17 protein-coding genes are annotated in these 17,671 nt (G+C 29.6%); 4 read left to right on the forward strand and 13 right to left on the reverse strand.

Annotated elements, in window-relative coordinates; translation table 11 throughout:
* Window positions 1–61 precede the first annotated feature (61 nt).
* Both NG904_RS12695 and NG904_RS12700 read right to left on the reverse strand, forming a co-directional pair.
* Window positions 62–994, reverse strand: coding sequence for a hypothetical protein (locus tag NG904_RS12695; protein ID WP_252231843.1), 933 nt, complete (start codon window positions 992–994; stop codon window positions 62–64).
* 36 nt (window positions 995–1,030) lie between these two features.
* Window positions 1,031–1,615, reverse strand: coding sequence for an RNA polymerase sigma factor (locus NG904_RS12700; protein ID WP_252231844.1), 585 nt, complete (start codon window positions 1,613–1,615; stop codon window positions 1,031–1,033).
* A 480-nt stretch (window positions 1,616–2,095) separates the two neighbouring features.
* Between NG904_RS12700 and NG904_RS12705 the strand changes: the two genes are divergently transcribed.
* On the forward strand, window positions 2,096–3,178 hold the full coding sequence (locus NG904_RS12705) for a VanZ family protein (protein WP_252231845.1): 1,083 nt from the start codon (window positions 2,096–2,098) through the stop codon (window positions 3,176–3,178).
* 246 nt (window positions 3,179–3,424) lie between these two features.
* Here NG904_RS12705 and NG904_RS12710 read toward each other — a convergent pair whose 3' ends face one another.
* A complete protein-coding gene (locus NG904_RS12710; protein ID WP_252231846.1) occupies window positions 3,425–3,949 on the reverse strand; it encodes a MarR family transcriptional regulator in 525 nt (174 codons plus the stop codon).
* Window positions 3,950–4,106: 157 nt separating this feature from the next.
* Between NG904_RS12710 and NG904_RS12715 the strand changes: the two genes are divergently transcribed.
* The gene (locus tag NG904_RS12715) at window positions 4,107–4,685 is read left to right on the forward strand and encodes a cyclase family protein (RefSeq protein ID WP_252231847.1); all 579 of its coding nucleotides are present in this window, start codon (window positions 4,107–4,109) and stop codon (window positions 4,683–4,685) included.
* Window positions 4,686–5,017: 332 nt separating this feature from the next.
* On the opposite strand, the gene NG904_RS12720 is transcribed toward NG904_RS12715, so the two are convergent.
* Window positions 5,018–6,304, reverse strand: a complete 1,287-nt coding sequence (locus NG904_RS12720; protein WP_252231848.1) for an endonuclease — start codon at window positions 6,302–6,304, stop codon at window positions 5,018–5,020.
* 331 nt (window positions 6,305–6,635) lie between these two features.
* Between NG904_RS12720 and NG904_RS12725 the strand changes: the two genes are divergently transcribed.
* The gene (locus NG904_RS12725; RefSeq protein ID WP_252231849.1) at window positions 6,636–7,016 is read left to right on the forward strand and encodes a metal-dependent transcriptional regulator; all 381 of its coding nucleotides are present in this window, start codon (window positions 6,636–6,638) and stop codon (window positions 7,014–7,016) included.
* Window positions 7,017–7,072: 56 nt separating this feature from the next.
* Here NG904_RS12725 and NG904_RS12730 read toward each other — a convergent pair whose 3' ends face one another.
* Genes NG904_RS12730 through NG904_RS12750 form a run of 5 tightly spaced genes read right to left on the reverse strand, consistent with a single transcriptional unit; the run spans window position 7,073 to window position 12,628 of the window.
* Window positions 7,073–8,797: an ABC transporter ATP-binding protein gene (locus NG904_RS12730; RefSeq protein ID WP_252231850.1), complete on the reverse strand. Its 1,725-nt coding sequence runs from the start codon at window positions 8,795–8,797 to the stop codon at window positions 7,073–7,075.
* Entirely contained in the window at window positions 8,794–9,624 is an 831-nt protein-coding gene (locus tag NG904_RS12735) for an ABC transporter ATP-binding protein (RefSeq protein ID WP_252231851.1), read from the reverse strand. The genes NG904_RS12730 and NG904_RS12735 overlap by 4 nt, the downstream gene beginning before the upstream one ends.
* Before the next feature lie 10 nt (window positions 9,625–9,634).
* Window positions 9,635–10,648, reverse strand: a complete 1,014-nt coding sequence (locus tag NG904_RS12740; protein WP_252231852.1) for a FecCD family ABC transporter permease — start codon at window positions 10,646–10,648, stop codon at window positions 9,635–9,637.
* Window positions 10,645–11,673 carry a FecCD family ABC transporter permease gene (locus NG904_RS12745; RefSeq protein WP_252231853.1) on the reverse strand — a complete coding sequence of 343 codons (1,029 nt, stop codon included), beginning with the start codon at window positions 11,671–11,673 and terminating at the stop codon, window positions 10,645–10,647. The genes NG904_RS12740 and NG904_RS12745 overlap by 4 nt, the downstream gene beginning before the upstream one ends.
* Window positions 11,674–11,698: 25 nt before the next feature.
* Complete coding sequence (locus NG904_RS12750) at window positions 11,699–12,628, reverse strand: ABC transporter substrate-binding protein (protein ID WP_252212026.1); 930 nt, start codon at window positions 12,626–12,628, stop codon at window positions 11,699–11,701.
* A 323-nt stretch (window positions 12,629–12,951) separates the two neighbouring features.
* On the opposite strand from NG904_RS12750, the gene NG904_RS12755 reads away from it, so the two are divergent.
* On the forward strand, window positions 12,952–13,920 hold the full coding sequence (locus NG904_RS12755) for a helix-turn-helix domain-containing protein (RefSeq protein ID WP_252231854.1): 969 nt from the start codon (window positions 12,952–12,954) through the stop codon (window positions 13,918–13,920).
* 46 nt (window positions 13,921–13,966) lie between these two features.
* Here NG904_RS12755 and NG904_RS12760 read toward each other — a convergent pair whose 3' ends face one another.
* The 4 genes from NG904_RS12760 to NG904_RS12775 form a co-directional block, all read right to left on the reverse strand.
* The gene (locus NG904_RS12760; protein ID WP_252212021.1) at window positions 13,967–14,860 is read right to left on the reverse strand and encodes an ABC transporter substrate-binding protein; all 894 of its coding nucleotides are present in this window, start codon (window positions 14,858–14,860) and stop codon (window positions 13,967–13,969) included.
* A gap of 369 nt (window positions 14,861–15,229) precedes the next feature.
* Window positions 15,230–15,919, reverse strand: a complete 690-nt coding sequence (locus tag NG904_RS12765) for a radical SAM protein (RefSeq protein ID WP_252231855.1) — start codon at window positions 15,917–15,919, stop codon at window positions 15,230–15,232.
* Window positions 15,906–16,481 carry an ECF transporter S component gene (locus NG904_RS12770; RefSeq protein ID WP_252212017.1) on the reverse strand — a complete coding sequence of 192 codons (576 nt, stop codon included), beginning with the start codon at window positions 16,479–16,481 and terminating at the stop codon, window positions 15,906–15,908. Before NG904_RS12770 ends, NG904_RS12765 begins: the two co-directional genes overlap by 14 nt.
* 23 nt (window positions 16,482–16,504) lie before the next feature.
* Window positions 16,505–17,485, reverse strand: a complete 981-nt coding sequence (locus tag NG904_RS12775) for a nucleoside hydrolase (protein WP_252231856.1) — start codon at window positions 17,483–17,485, stop codon at window positions 16,505–16,507.
* Window positions 17,486–17,671: the final 186 nt, after the last annotated feature.

Consider the following 17,671-nt stretch of genomic DNA (forward strand, 5'->3'; position numbering starts at 1 on the left):
TCTATAGGTACCATTTTATTTTTATTAATCATATTCTACTTTTTTATATTTATATTTTATTCTATGATTGCTTCAAAATTTTTATATAATCTTCTGCAAATTGTATTGCTGCATCAACATGAGAAGAATCATTTCCAATATATAAACAATATCTTACTCCGTCATAGTTCCATTCCATATCATAACGTTCATCTATGGCAATTGGTTTATTTTCCAGATCAGTTACACCTTCACCTTCTGAATTCTTCTTCACATTATATTTAACATTTTTTCCTTGTGATATTCTACATTTAATATCATTAATATTTATTTCTTTTTCATCATCTTCAAGTTGTTTTGAAGAATTTTCATTATATTTAAATAAGGTTAATCGGAATTTGTGTCCTTGATTATCTACATATGTTAAACCAGGCATCATAGTAACCTTATAATCCTTACTAAGCTCATCAAAAGTTTTCTCATCATCTATTGCCTTCTCTAATTTGTCACGTACCTCACTTGAATCCTTATATTTTACACCATCAGCCATTATTGTTACACCTGGTTCCATAACATAATCTTCTATTTTTTCATATGAATAATTTCCTATTTTTTCAGGTAAATTAATTTTAAAACCAATTCTTCTTTCTATATCTTCCTTATTCTCATCTGTTATTGGTACAACACCAAAACCAACTGAAACCTTTTCATCTTCCGATCTTTCTACAATATTACCAGATTCATCAGTTATAAATATTGTTCTAAAGACTTCCTGTGCAGCTGCTCTAACTTCTGGTGAAATTGTAAAAACTCCAACAATAGAAAATGCTGCACAACATGCAGTAATCAACGCTACTTTCTTTATATTTTTTATTTTAAAATAACTCATATTAGTCACTCCTTGTTCTTTTTTATTCCAAGCATCATTAAAAATATCTCTTGATGCTTTAATATTATTAGCACTATCATCCATAGCTGATTTTATTAAACTGTCAAATTTATCATTCTTATTCATTCTAATACACTCCTTTATCTATATAGTTGACTTACACTATATTTGTTTGCATTTAACTTCTGCTAGATGATTTTGGTTTTCAAAACAATCACCCAATTGCTTTTTTAAAGCACCTCTTGCATAGAATAAACGGGATTTTACTGTTGCTTTAAAGCATCCAGTTACTTTTGAAATTTCCTCTATTGACATATCATTAAAGTAATATAAAATAACAACAGTTTTTAAATTTTCACTTAAATTATTAATTGCACTTTTTACTATGTGCTTTGTTTCATAAGTATCAATTATATTTTCTTCATTTTGTTTTTCATTGTAAAACAAAGCTTCATTTTCTGATGTTATATCAGTAGGAACTAGCATTGATTGTTTTTTAGACATTTTCCAGCCTGTGCGAACAAGAATTCTAAAAAACCATATTTTAAATACTTCAGGATCTTTAAGCTTATCTATTTCCATAAAACATTTCATATAAGTTTCCTGAAGAATGTCCTCTGCAATTCCTCTTTTTCCAGATAAAAAATAAGCAGTGGCCAATGCTTTCTTTTCTACGGTTTGCAAAAGTTCCTGAAATGCCTCCTTTTCCCCTAGCTTACAACGCATTATTGTGTCTTGGATATCCAACTTTTACATCTCCTTTCTTTTTGCATTCTATAATATAAGAGCATAACTATATCATTTAGGTTTTGTTAATTTATTATTTTTTTAAATTTTAGTCTTATAACATAAAAAATCTCTTTATATTTATAATTATTTTTAATTCAATTTTATTGCAATTTTTAATCTTAAATAGCAAAAGGAGTACCTTTTTCAGATACTCCTTTCATCGTCTATATACAAAGTTATTAAACTATAATTTATATTCAATTTTATTAACCATATTTCCTTTAGTTTATTTCTATTTATTTATGATTTGATTCTTTATATCACATTCTAATAAAATTCCCAATTAATATCATAATTTAAAATTGTATTTTTCCTGCTAGTATATATTTCAAATGACTGTAAATATTAATTGTAGATATGTTATTATGCTGATATACTTCTTAATATATAAATCGTAACTGTGATAAAATTTTACTAATGATGGAGGATAATCTAAAAATGATGCATTATGTTTTTCCTATTAAAATAGCTATACTAACTTTTTCTATTTTAGCTATATTTATTACGATTCCTTTTAGTTTATATCAATATAGAAAATATGGATACATTAATAAATTTAGGACTCTTATTTTATATTCATTTTTACTATACTTATTATGTACTTATTATTTAATAATATTGCCACTACCTCTTACTACTGACATTCGTAGTTTACAAGCAGAAGGAACTCAGCATATTCAATTAATACCTTTTAATTTTATTATTGACATTTTTAAAGAAACCGATATTGTATTTTCCAAACCTTTTACATATATAAATATTCTTAAAGAAAGAGCTTTTTTACAAGCTGCATTTAATGGAATTTTACTTACGCCACTTGGTATTTACTTAAGATATTATTTCAAAAAAGATTTAAAGAAAACTATACTTATAACTTTTTTAGTTTCATTGTTCTTTGAACTTACTCAACTATCTGGTTTATATGGTATATACAATGCTCCATATAGACTTTTTGACGTGGATGATTTAATCTTAAATACTTTTGGTGGATTCTTAGGCTATTTAATAGCTCCATTATTTACATACTATCTTCCTAAATCAAATACATTAGATGACAATATAGATTTACAAAAACTTAAAGTGGGATATGTAAGAAGATTTTTTGCATTCTATATAGATTGGTTTATATTGGGTTTTATTCCTAATATTAATTCCAATTTGTTCGTAAAATCTTTAATAGTATTTATTTACTTTATTGTACTTGTCTATTTAACTAATGGTCAAACTCTTGGAAAATATTTGTTTAAAATAAGAATTAAAGGAAAACATGAAAAGCTATCATTTAAAGAAATTTTTATACGATATGGAATTCTTTATTATGGAGTTTTTGGTGTAAATAAAATCTTATTTACTGCTATTGATTTAAATAAAATTGACTATTCTAATTATATTATTATCATCATGCTTATAGCTATAGTAATTAACTTATTAATATTTGTACACCTTTTACTAAGTATAATAAAGAAAGATAATATGCTGTTTTATGAAAAATTGAGTAATACAAAAAATATTATTATATAATATTAAAATAAGAAAGACTTAGTATAATAATACATCTAAGCCTTTCTTATTTATAAATTTTAATAAGATATTAATTAAAGACCCTGTAATCTAATACTTCTTTCCGTATAACCCCTAAGTGAAGTTCATCTTTTTTATTCTGCTGTAGACTCTAAGTTACTATAATATTTACTTATCATCATAATATATGATTTTACAGTATTTCCAATTTCATTGTTTTATTCCATAATATCTATAATCTATTTCCTATATAACCTTTTTTAAATCATCTAAAAATTTTAAAATAGTAATCATTTCTTCATCTTTATACTTATTCAAAATTTCCATTAACTTTTCTTGTTCTTTTTTATGAAAATATTCATGTAATTTAAACAAGGCCATACCTTTCACTGTTAGGCTATAATAAATTTCTTTTTTATTATTTTCTATCTTATCTGCATTAATAATCTCCTTTGAAAGAAGCTTTGAATTTATTTTTGATATACCACCTTTAGTCATATAAAGCTCTTTTGCTATGAATATATTATTAGCCATATTATTTTTACCTATACATTCAATAACATGAAACTCTGATAATGATATATCTCTTATATCATCTTCTGATATTTTACTAAGTTCCTTCCTAACCTCTTCTTCATCTTCTTTTATGTTTAAAATTGCTTGAATTAAATTTTTCTCTTGGTTTTTGTTTGAATCACTTACATGATTTATAAAAGAAATCACTTTTTCAAATAATGCCCCTGACCTCTCATCCTTATTATCTATTATCATAAATCTACCCCCATTTAGTTTCTTAGTTAACAATATATATTATAATTCAAAATTTTTTTTATTCAATACTATTAAAATTGTTTACAAGGAAACCTTATTTGTGATATTATTAAAATAGTTTCCGGGGAAACATTTTAATTTAATGGAGGTTTTAAAAATGAAAATTGATTTAACATTAGAAATTAGCAAGGAAGTACTTTCCTCAACTCTTAAGAAGGCAATAAATGAGGATAAAGCCTTCGGATCTATAGGTCATATAGGAACTCATTTTGATATTATGAATAAAGAGTTTCCTCTTGATTATATAAATAGAATTGGAAAAATATTTAATGTATCTCACATAAGAAATAGTGAGATTTCATTAAAGGATATTAACCTAAACGAAATTAAGGAAAATCACTTTATTATTTTTTATACTGGCTACTTAAAAGAGATGGGCTATGGAACAGCTGAATACTTAACAGATTATCCTGAGCTTTCTAAGGAATTAATTGATTATTTAATAAATAGAAAAGTTAGTCTAATAGGAATAGATTCACCTGGAATAAAAAAAAGTTCTGAACACAGATATATAGATCAGTATTGTGCAGATAGAACTATATTTATTGTTGAGAATATAAATAATCTTGATCTATTATGGTCAGAGGCCAAAAATAATTCTTTTACTATGCACACTTTTCCTCTTAATATAAGAGGTGCAACAGGTCTTACATCTAGGGTAATAGCCGAACTATAAAATCATGTGATTCTTTATAAATAATTTTGTACAAACTACGTATTAGACACTATTTATTGATAATAATTTTTATAAAAATATATAATTAGGAAATATTATAAACTAAAAAATTATATGCTCCCTTTATAGTAGACAGTTAAAATAATAAAACTGTTTTTATAAAGGGGGTATTTTTTATGTCAAGAAAAGCCAAATGTTCTCTTGATGAATATATAGATTTTTATAATCAAAAAGATTACAGAAAAAGTTAAAAAGTATGACTCCAATAGAATATCGAAGTCATACTTTAAGTAGCATACTTTTTTACTTAAACTCCCTAAGATTTTTTAGTTTTAATTCCAAATTTCATTTGCCCATTCTGGATGATCAATAAAAGGATTTCTATTGTGCTGATATTTTTTGTATATTATATCATTTCTCCTTTTTTCAAGTTCATCAACAGGGTCTTGGTTATTCCATTGAAGCAATGTGCTTAATTTTCCCATGTATGGATTAGCCCCATTATTAACTTTATCATTCAATTCTAGATCTACTTCTCCTCTATCACCTTCATATCTTACATCCATGTAAAATAACATTCTAGCGATATCACCTTTTACACTATCTCTTGGTTCCCATGAATCATTATCATATTTACATAAAGTAGCTTCACTATGTGGAACTCCGCCATTGTCAAAATCTAAATTTCCTCTTGAGCTGTTTACAGATACATCTGCTGGTCTTAAATGATGTAAATCTGTTCCTGGGCCTGCTTTAGTTCCAAAATTGCCATGTGACTTTGCCCAAACATGCTCTCTATTCCAATTATTCACGCCTGCTCCTTTTGTGTTTTTTCCTTGAGAACGACCTGTATATAATAATATTACGTTATTTGTATTATTAGGATCTTCATCTGTATCCATCAATGCTTCCCAAACAGCAGCGTATGATAACTTTTTATTATCATCAATTATTTCATGAAGTGATGATTTTAAAGCTTTTCCACTCTTTCCAATAGCATCTGTATAATAGGTATCATCATATGAAATTGCTGTATCAGTAATTATTGTATCATTACTACTTACCTCGTCATTTCCACTAACATCATCCTCAATGATTACATCTGAATTATTTTCACCTGCTGATGTATTTCCACTTAAATCAGTATCAGAAGTACTTACATCTGAAGAAGTTACTTTTGTTATACTAGTAATATCTTTTAATCCATCATGTGAAAAATATGAAGTTAAATAACCGGTGACATTAACTTGACTCCCTTGTAAATCTGGGTTTGTTTTTAGTCCAAAAGAATTTCTATATGTTGCAGGAATTTTAACATAAATCATATTTAATGTATTTGTTTCTGTTGTACTATCTGCAATTGCAATAGCAGTATCTCCAGTATATACACTTGTTAAAACTCTATCAGTAGCTATTGGCTGTCCAATTATATATCCTTGAACAGTTTTTAATGTATTGTTTTGATTTTCTATAGCTTCAGTTACTGAATATGGCTCTGTGCTTGTTCCATTTCCAATGATAGCATATGTTGTGTTAGGTATAGAAAAAGAAAAAACTAAGACTAAACTAAGTATAAATGATAATGTAAACCTTTTGATTTTAAATTTTGCATTATTCAATATTATCCCTCCTGAAATATTTATTAATAATCCGTTTTAATACATAGCTTTCCCCCTCTTTATAGCAATGCATTTAAATATACCAGATTATTATGTTTTAATATATTCTAAATATTTAGGATATATTAATGAAAATGAAAATTTTTATATTTACATAATTCATTAAATTTTTATTTAGATAAAAGAAGAAAGAAAGCCTATTGTCATATTAAATATATCAAACTTCTTTGACCCTCTTTTATATATGATTAAAAATATGTTATTATTATTAAAAGACTTTTTATTAATATAGAGTGAATAAAATCAACTTTAAAAATCACAGGAGATTTGTATGGAAAAACTTACTTTTGTAATGGAAAATTATTTAGAAGCTATCTATGAGTTATCAGAAGAAGGCAAAGGAGTTAAAATGACTCGTATAGCAGAAAAGCTTGGAGTAACTAAAGCAAGCACTAATAGCGCTATGGTAACTTTAGCTGAAAAGGGACTTATAACTAATGAAAGATATAAGGAAATATTTTTAACTCCTTTAGGCTTAGAAATAGCTAGATTTACATCTAAAAAGCATCACATTATTAAAGATTTCTTTATAAAAATTCTAAACATCGATATCTCTATTGCAGATGAAGACGCTTGTGCTATAGAACATGTTATTAGTTCAGATTCTGTTTATGCTATGCAAAAATTTCTTTCGGAACATGAGAATAAATAAAAAAATCAACGACTCAAAATTGCTTTGGCGATTTTAAGCAGTTAATTTTTTTACCTTTAAGATACCTGACTTCTATAGAGCATAGCATAAGTTCCTCCAGAACGAATCAGTTCATCATGGGTTCCCGTTTCTTTAATGCCTGTTCCTTCTAAAACTACAATTTTATCTGCATTAAGGATAGTTGATAATCTATGAGCAATTACTATAGTTGTTCGATCTTTTGAAATTTCATCTAATGCAGCTTGAATTTCTTTCTCTGTTTTTGTATCAAGAGCTGACGTTGCTTCATCTAAAATAAGAATAGGTGAATTTCTAAGAATTGCTCTAGCTATGGAAATTCTCTGTTTCTGTCCTCCAGAAAGACGTACTCCACGCTCACCTATTATGGTATCATAACCATTTTCTAAATTCTCAATAAAATCATGAGCATTAGCTGCTTTTGAAGCCTCAAGAACCTGCTCCCTAGTAGCTTCTTTCCAGCCATAAACAATATTTTCATAAATTGTTCCGTTAAATAAAAAGGTGTCCTGCAAAACCATGCTTATATTGTCCCTAAGACTCTTTAAAGTTACATCTTTAATATCTATTCCATCGATTAAAATGCTTCCATTCTGAGGATCATAAAAGCGATTTAAAAGGCTAGCTATTGTGGTTTTACCAACTCCAGTTGCCCCAACGAAAGCTACAGTTTCTCCCGGATTTACTTTTAAATTTATATTTTTCAAAACGTTTATCTCATCATTGTAGGAGAAAGAAATTCCCTTAAACTCAACTTCTCCTTTAACCCTAGGTATTTTCTTTGCATTAACTTTTTCTTTAACATCTGTAACTTCATCAATAACCTCAAAGACACGCCTACATCCTGCAACTGCGTTACCTGACATTTCCATAAGCCTTGAAAAACTCTTTATAGGTCCATAAAACATACCAAGATACATAGAAAATCCTACAATATCCCCAATATTAACTTCTCCTCTTGAAACCATAAATCCGCCAAATATTATAACTATAACAGAACCTAGAGCCGTGAAAAATGTAAGAAGTGGAAAAGTGGTTTCAAAAAAGAAGCTTGCCCTTAAGTACGTCTTACTATGTTTCATAGAAAGGTTCTTAATCCTTTTTTCTTCTCTTTCCTGTTGATTGAATATCTGTATTTCTTTAATTCCAGAAAAATTATCTTGCACAGTACCAGAAAGTTCTCCTCTAACCATAGAATTCTGCTTCCATATAGGAGAAAGATACTTACTCTGCCAAAGAGTAATTATAATAAGAAAAGGAATAGCAACAAGACTTATAAAAGCTAACTTTACATTAATAGAAAATAATAATATCCCTACACCTACGAAAGTCAATATATTAACAACAAAATCAGGAATTACGTGAGCTAAAAGAATCTCTACCTCCATAACATCATTAATAACTCTGCTAGTTAAATCTCCTGTACGACTTTTATTAAAATACTTAAGCCCCATATGTTGAAGCTTAGAGTAAAGTTCTGTTCTCATATCTGCAACATAATGCAAAGCTGCATGATGGTTTAAATATCCTGAAATAGAGCTTCCAGCTGATTGAAGTATAGTTGCAACTAAAAGCATCAATCCTATTCGTAAAGATTGAGCTCCAAAATCAGAGCTTCCTTCTGTTGCTATACTTGTAAGCTCTCTTAAGGCCCAGGGATTATAAAATCCTGCTATAGTAGAAATAATAACAGCTATTAATGCTAATATTAAATAAATCCAATATCTTCTGGCTCCTATAAAAATACGTAAAGTGGTCCTCATATACCTACCGCCTCCTTTTCCTTCAATTGCACATCCTCATTTTCATCTATAATATCATAGGTAATGCATACTGGACGATTGCTCTTAGGCTCAATAACAACATCAGCATTAATATTGAAGGTTTTTCTAAGAACCTCTGGAGTCATAACTTCTTCAGGAGTTCCATGTTTTATGATAGCTCCTTTTCGAATAGCAATAATATAGTCAGAAAATCTTGCAGCAAGATTTAAATCATGAAGTACCATAACAATAGTACACTTTTGATTACGGTTAAGCTCATATAAAAGCTTTAAAACCTCTAATTGGTGAGCAAGGTCAAGATAAGTAGTAGGTTCATCTAATAAAATTAAATCAGTTTGCTGTGCTAGAGCCATAGCAATCCAAACTCTCTGTCTTTGCCCTCCTGATAAAGTATCAACTTCTCTTCTCTCAAATTCACTTAACTTAGTTGCAGCTAAAGCCCATTTAACAATTTTTTCATCTTCCTCCGTGAGATTTCCAAAACCTTTTTGATGAGGGAAACGTCCATATGCAACTAACTCACTTACAGTAAGTCCACTTGGTGCATTAGGAGTTTGAGGAAGTATGGCCATCTTTTTAGCTATTTCTTTTGTAGGTAATTTACTTATATCTTGTCCACTTAGATGTACTATACCCTTCTTAGGCTTTAATATACGTCCAACAGCTTTCAAGATAGTTGATTTACCGCAGCCATTTGCTCCTATAATAGAAGTTATCTTTCCCTTTGGTATCTGCATATTTAATTCTTTTACAATGAGAGTGTCCTCATAAGCTATATCTAAATTTTTAGTTTCAATACTTTTCATACAAACCTCCTTAATTTGACTTTACTAATAGGTATAAGAAGTAAGGTGTACTTAATACAGTAATAACAATTCCTGTAGGAACATCGGTTCCAAGACTTATCGTTCTAGTAATAGTGTCTGATAATAGAATAATTATTGAGCCTACTAAAGATGCCGTAGGAATCAATAGTTTATGATTTGAGCCTACAAACTTCCTTGCCATATGTGGTGAAATCATTCCAACAAAAAAGAAGTTTCCACCTAAGGCTACACTACCTGATGATAAAGCAACAGCTGCTACAGCTAGACCTATGAATTCACTCTTTACTGCTACTCCTAAGCCTGTTGCAGTTTGATTACCAAGATTTAAAGTATTCAAAATACGAGATTTATAAAATACATATAAAAACAGAATCAATACCCAAGGTGCAAGAATAGAAATATACGTCCAATTATCTCCCCAAAGACTTCCTGCACTCCATCTTTGAACAAAATCCATCTGATTTTCATCTAGCTTTAAAGTAAGCATCATAGTAACAGCACTATATCCACTTCCAACAGCTACCCCTGTCAAAATTAATCCTGTAGGTGATATATTTCTTCCTCTTCTATAGGAAAGTAAAAATATAAGCACTGCTGCTGTCATTCCACCTACAAAAGCTAGAAGTGGGAGAGCAATAGCCGAAGGTACACTATCTACCTTAAAAATAACTATAAACAATAATACAAATAACCCTGACCCAGAACTTATTCCCAAAGTTCCAGGACTAGCCATATCATTGCGAAGTAAACTCTGCATTACACATCCAGCTGTTCCCATACCAATACCTACAAGCATAGTTAATACAATACGAGGAAGACGAAAATCATATACTATAAGATTTTGTTTAGCTGTACCTTTCCCAAGAAGAACATTAAAAACTTCCGAAGGAGAGAGATTCATTTTACCTGAATTCACACTTATTACTGCCACAACTAACATAGCAATGGTAAGTACCAAAATAATAGTTATACCACGTGAAACTGAATAACCCTTTTTCTTCATTCAAATTCCCTCCTTTGCATCCTTGTAAGATAAAGAAAATATGGAACACCTATTACAGCAAAAATAATTCCAATTGGAGTTTCATAAGGCTTATTAATAAGCCTTCCAACTAAATCTGCTACCACAGTAATCAAAGCTCCATATAATCCCGAAGCTGGAACAATGTATCTATAATCTACCCCTATAAGGTAGCGGACAATATGAGGTACTATTAATCCTATAAAGCCAACAGGTCCAACAACAATTACAGAAAGTCCTGTAAGTATTAAAACAACTACAGTAGAAATCCCTTTAACCTTCTTAGTATTAAGTCCAAGACCTATAGCTGCATCATCTCCAAGATTTAAAACCGTAATTGAAGGCGATATAACAAGGGCTACAATAATACCTACAATAAAGAATGGGAAAACTATAGCAAGTTCACTCCATTTAGCACCTGCTGTTCCTCCAGCAGTCCAATAAGCTAAAGCATATCCGAGTCTATATTTAATAGAAAGATATTGGCTAAAAGCACCAAATAACATTGATATAGAAATACCTGCTAAGACAAGTCTCTGTGGTTTCATCCCTCCTCTACCGATAGATGCAATAAAATAAGTCATACTTGTAGTAACAGCTGCACCAATGCAGGCAAAAAGCATCATCTGTCCATAACTTCCACCAGGTAAAAATGCCATACAAAAAGCTATAGCAAAAGTAGCACCGCTACTTATACCCATAAGCCCAGAATCAGCAAGAGGGTTTCTTGTAGTTCCCTGCATTATAGCACCACATATGGCAAGGCTTGACCCAATAATTATATTAGCTACTATACGAGGAAGTCTTAGAGTTTGAATAATCTGGTGTTCAGTTAAAGAAGAGTCAAAATTAAAAATGGCTCCCCAAGCTGTAGACAAATTCATATCGGCAGCGCCAAAAGAAATTGACGCCGCTGACATAATCACCAACAAAACCACCCCTGCAATCATATAGATTGTAAAATTCAAAGCTCCTAATTGTCGCTTTTTATTATAGGTCTTTTGCATATTTATTTTCCTTTCTTAATTAAAATTATTTAGCTAATGGATTTATTGCATTAATCATATAGTCAAGTTGTTCAGTAAGACTTGTAATATCAGAATAATAGAAAAGACCTAAGTAATTCCCTGGTATTTCTACAACTCTGCCTGCTGCAACCGCAGGAATGCTCTTCCAAATATCTGTTTTTGCATATTCAGATTCTTTACCTTCTTGTTTGAACCACAATATATAGTCTCCAAAATACTCATGAGCCACTTCATAACTTATAGATCCACGGCCTTTTCCGGATTTCTCTATAAGTTCTTTAAGCTTGGCTGGATATTTAAGGCCAAGATAGTCATATACTAAAGTACCACCTCTAGAGCCTGTCTCATAATATATACCACTCCATTCTCCAGAAGGACCCCAATCTTCCATAATGCTGAAAGTTTTTCCTGTAAACGCATCTCCTTTAAGAGTTTTCTTCGCAACATCAAGTTTTTCTTCAAATTTCTCAACAGCTTCTTTTGCTTCAGTAGTACGTCCTGTAGCTTCTCCAATGAACTTTATTCTATCAATAGAACTTTGAGATTCTGGAATAACAAGAACTGGAGCTATTTTGCTGAATTTATCAAAGTCTGCCTCATCATATGTAATGATAAGATCTGGTTCTAAAGCCATAACTTCTTCTGCTTCCCACTTTTCTATTTTTGTTGTAGCCTTAAGTTTATTATAAAAAGGCATAGTTTCTTGTTCCCAAGCATTATATCCAACTAGATTTAACCCTAAAGTAATAACATCTCCAACATACCAGTTTGCAACCACACGCTCAGGTTTAGCAGGAACTGTAATATCTCCTTTTACAGTAGTTACAGTACGAACAGTTGATTCTTTTTTCTCTGCATTTTTAGATGAAGAGCAACCATATAAAATTGCTGTAGTCATAAATATTGCACAAAATAATGACAATAATTTTTTCATTTTATATCTCTCCTTTATAAATATCTTATATTAATCTGATAACGCCGGCACCTGCGTTATATACGAATGTAAGACTAGTCTAACTTTAAAAATCGTAGCATTTATAACTTCTCCTGTCAATCGCTTAAGAAGCTCATTTTCAGAAGTCATTTTCTATTAAAATGATGGTAATTTATTGTTTTATAAGAGTTAAATGAAAATAGTTCTCTTCGTTATGGATTGCAATTTAAATAAAACGGATTATATTTATATTGAAAATCATTCTCAAATAATGATATAATTTTCTTACTTTAAATCAAAGAAAAGAGAGGTGTGAAAGTTTTATGTATGAATATAAAGATTCTTCTTGGAAAGCTTTAGCGGATAAATATAATCTTACTAAAAGACCCTATGGCAAAGGGCAAATTTATGATTTTCCACATCATTGGTCAAATGGATGGATTGCAGAAATAAACCCTGCTAAAGGATTATTTGTTTCAAGTGCTTGGCTTACTCCAAGTGAACAGATAGTACATACAATAAATTCTAGTGATCCTTTTATGCTGCTTTTTTGTATTGACTGCGGAGAAATAGTCTATTCACAGCAAGGAAAGAAGAAGCAAGCTTTATCCCCTATCACTCATCTAATTATTAATCCTCAAAAACAATTTACCTTTACTTTCTCTAAAGACGTACACTATTGTTTTACCAGTGTTTTAATTTTTGATGACTTTATAAAACCTTTTCTCAAAGATCGCACCAATGCACCTAAAATCAGTGTTGAGGATGCGAAGCTTTGGAAAACACAACATTACAATACCCCTGATATAATGCTTATTTTGGAACAAATTAGATGGGCTGTACGAAATACAGACATGCCTTTACTTGCTTTTGAGGGTATGACTTTGCATCTATTATCTGCAATCACTAGAAATTTCCCTGATATACCTAAAATAAGAAGCAGCCGCCGTCACTATGTTACTTGGGAAAATGAGCAAAGGATTTATGAAGTGAAAACTAAAATTGATGAGGATATTTTGAACCCTCCAGCTATAATTGAACTATGCAGAATAGCTGAAATGAGCGAAAGCAAGCTTCGTGAATCTTTTAAAAACCACTATGGAATTCCCCTTTATAAATATATTCGCATAGAAACCATGAAAAGAGCCATGCAGCTTTTATCTGCTGACCATCTAAGTATTCGTAACATATCTGAACTATGCGGCTATAAAAATCCAGCAAAATTTGCTGCTGCCTTTAAAGATGTACATGGAATTACTCCTAGTTATTTTAGAAAATCTTTTAACTTATAAAAAAATTTAAGATACTTATATCACATAAGTATCTTAATCTTTCTTACTAACTTTCTAGTAATTTATTCATAATATAATCTAACTGTACATTAGATGAGTAAATATCTATATCATAAAATAATGTAAAATCAATTGGTATAACATGTCCTTCTTTAACTGCCGGAATTGACTGCCAAACTGGATTGTTCGCTAGTTTCCCAATCTCTCCACTAAATATTATGTAATCTCCAGCATAATCCTTAATTGTTTCAAGAGAAATCTCTCGATGCTGATCTTTACCAATAACTTCATTCTGTATAACATCTGGTGCTTTGAATCCTAATTGACTATAAATTAGGTCGCCTCCACGGCCCCATTTATCACCATACACCCAAACTCCTCCATTTTGGTTGCTTTCAAAAATACTGAATTTCTTATCCATAATTTTTTTAGAATCCAATTCTTTCTTTGCATTATTTATCTTTTCTTTAAAATCAGACTGTGCCTTTTCTGCCTCTTCCTTTTTATTTAAAACCTCCCCTAAAAAGGCTATTCTCTCCTCCATATTAAGAGTAGTAAAAGGAATATAAACTGTAGGAGCAATCTTAGAAAATTCATCAATCTTTTCTTCGCTTACAACAAGAATAAGGTCTGGATCATATTTCATTATCTCTTCTGGTTCAAACTTTTCCCATACAGGTAAACCCTCTACCTCTTTTTCATAAGCACTACCTTTTGCATCATATGTAGCTACTGGTTTAACTCCTAAAGCCAAAACATCACCCATTCCATAAGTAGCAATAACTCTTTTAGGATTAGCAGGAACATTAACATCACCTCTTACAGTACTTACAGTACGAACAGCTTCTTCTTTTTTAGTAGTATCCTTAGCTGAAGAACAACCAACTAAAATTAAAGTAGTCATAAATATTGTACAAAACAATGACAATAATTTTTTCATTTTATATCTCTCCCTTATAAACATCTTATTTTTAACCTGAATAACACCTATGCCCGTGCTATACAAAAATGTAAGACTAGTCTAACTTTTAAAAGCGTAGCATTTATATTTTCCTCTGTCAATTGTCAAGGAAGCTCCTTTCCAAAAGTTACTTTTTCTTAAAATAAGGGCTATTTATTGTCTTATAATAGTTAAATGAAAATTCTTCTCTTTATTATGGAGTGTAACTTAATTAAAATGGATTATGCAATATACATATCTTAAAGAGCTTCTTTTTTGTATAATTTTACTAACCCACTAATTTAAAATTCTATAAGATAAATACATAAAAAATTAGCTAGTAAAATCTACTTTTACTAGCTAATACTTTTAATCTCCAACACCAAAATCAGTATTTTCAAATAATATTTCTATTTTTTCAACATCTCTTAAGAATTGATATTCTTTTTCAAACCACTTTATTAATTCTTCATCCCTTTTTATTTCAGTAGTATTTTCAGTAAATATATTTACTGTTCCATAGTCAAAATGATGTAATACTATATCTATATCTCTTTTTATCATTTCTTTAGTTTGTCCTTTTATCCCAACCAAAAGACAAACTGATTGAAAATGCTCTTTTACTTCTTCATATGTTTTAAAGTTAGCATTTTTATTTAAGAATTTGTTTCTAAAATCATTATCGAAAGTCTCAACTCCAATTTTAAAAACTATTTCTATTCCAAAAAAATCTCTCATTTCTTGTAGTCTATTTTTATAACACCAATGACTTTCTAAAAATATTTTTTTTATACCGTTCTTATCTATTACTTCTTTTATCTTATTTAATGTTTCTTTTGGTAATTCAAAACAGCTCCCAGAATTTATTACTTCTAAAGTCTTATAGACACCTTTTACATTATCAAGAACTTCAAAATTCAATTTATTTATTTCTTCCTCTTTTGTTGAGTTATCATCTATATAATCACAAAATGTACATTTTCCCCAAATACATGGAAATCCTTTTAATAAAACAATTTCTCTCTTATTTTTTTCTTTTATAACATTATATCTGTCCATTAACTTCATTCCTAACTAAATTCATAATAAATTTCATTGGCATCGCTTTTATTACTGAAAATACTAATGCAAAACTAACGGCTTTATCTAATAAATCAGTAAATATTTGAGTAGAAAATACTGCTGTAATTGTACTTATTCCTAAATTTTTAAATATAGCAACAATTATGCTAGAACCTGATGACGTTACTCCATTAAACACAAATGCTGCTACTATTGATGCCGTTATTGATCCTAAAACAGTAATTAATATAATTGATAATACAGATCTAATACCTTCAAATTTAGAATTTTTAAAACATGCTCCCGTACTTAAACCTACAATTATTTGAACAGGCATAAAGTAAAATGAAATTGGATCAAAAGTTGCTCCATTTACTATTGAAGTTAATCCACCAACTATTCCGCCATTAATTGGACCTAGTAAAACTGCACTTAATAAAGTTCCTATTGTATCAATATATATTGGTAATTTAAAACTTAGCGCTATAAATCCCCCTACAAGATTTATAACTATACATAAAGACATAAATGTCATTACATTTAAATTTATTTTTTTCATATTTTAATTCCCCCTTTTATTGCTTAATTGCCGTACTTTGAATTATTTAATATATTAAAAATATCTTTCTTATGCTCTGGAAGTAACCTTGTTAAAAACATTTCCATGAATGCTTTTGAATTTACTTCCGTTAATACCAGACAATTTGGTTCTTTTCTATAAAAATCCCCTTCATCTACTAAGCTCATACCAATTGCTTTTCCTTCTGTAACTATATCCACGTAATATTCTTTTCCACTACAAAGACTTGGATCTATAAAATAAGCTATTGCTAATGGATCATTTATCACGCACCCCAAAGTTCTTTCTTGCTCCCAATGAAAATCCACATAAAATCTTGTTATTTTAACTATTAAATCTGCTAATGGATTCTTAAATTGTTTTAACATCTCTATATAGTTAGGCGTTAATACAATTTCTCTTGTTACATCTAATCCAACCATGGTAATTTTTCTATTAAGTTCATTAAAAACTTTTTCTGCGCCATGTGGGTCTACCCAAAAATTAAATTCAGCAACTTGAGAACAGTTTCCAAAGCTCTTAAATGCTCCCCCCATTAAAATTAATTCTTTCATCTTTCTCGTTGTTTCTTTATCTTTATCTAAAGCTTTTGCAATATTAGTTAATGGTCCTATTGCTATTATTGATAATTCATCCTCTTCTTTTAAAGAATCTAAAATGAAATCTACTGCGCCTTCTTTATAATTAGCTTCTTCTACTTTCGGTAAAAATGTTTCTCCAAGTCCATCTTCTCCATGAGTATCTTCTGCTGTAATTAGTTCTCTTACTAATGGCTCACCATCCCCTATATATACAGGAATATCTAATCTTCCAAGTTGTTTTAATATTTTAAGAGCATTTTCTGCACCTTTTTTAGCATGTACATTACCAGAAACAATAGTTATACCTTTTACTTCTAATTCCTCAGATTTTAATGCAAGCATGATTGCTAATGAATCATCAATTCCAGGGTCACAATCTATTATTATTTTTTTCTTATTCATTACTACTTCTCCTTACCTTTTGTGTTTAGAACACAAATACAACGCTTACTCTTCATATCTAATTCTCCACTATTATTCTCTCTAAACACATATATTATTAGATTTTTTTAATTTAAGGCTATGTTTTAAAACACATTATTTTAAAAGTTATCCACAAATTTTTTAATAATATAAATTCCTAAAGAA

It is taken from the genome of Clostridium sp. ZBS15, assembly GCF_023845705.1.
Classification (GTDB): domain Bacteria; phylum Bacillota; class Clostridia; order Clostridiales; family Clostridiaceae; genus Clostridium; species Clostridium aquiflavi.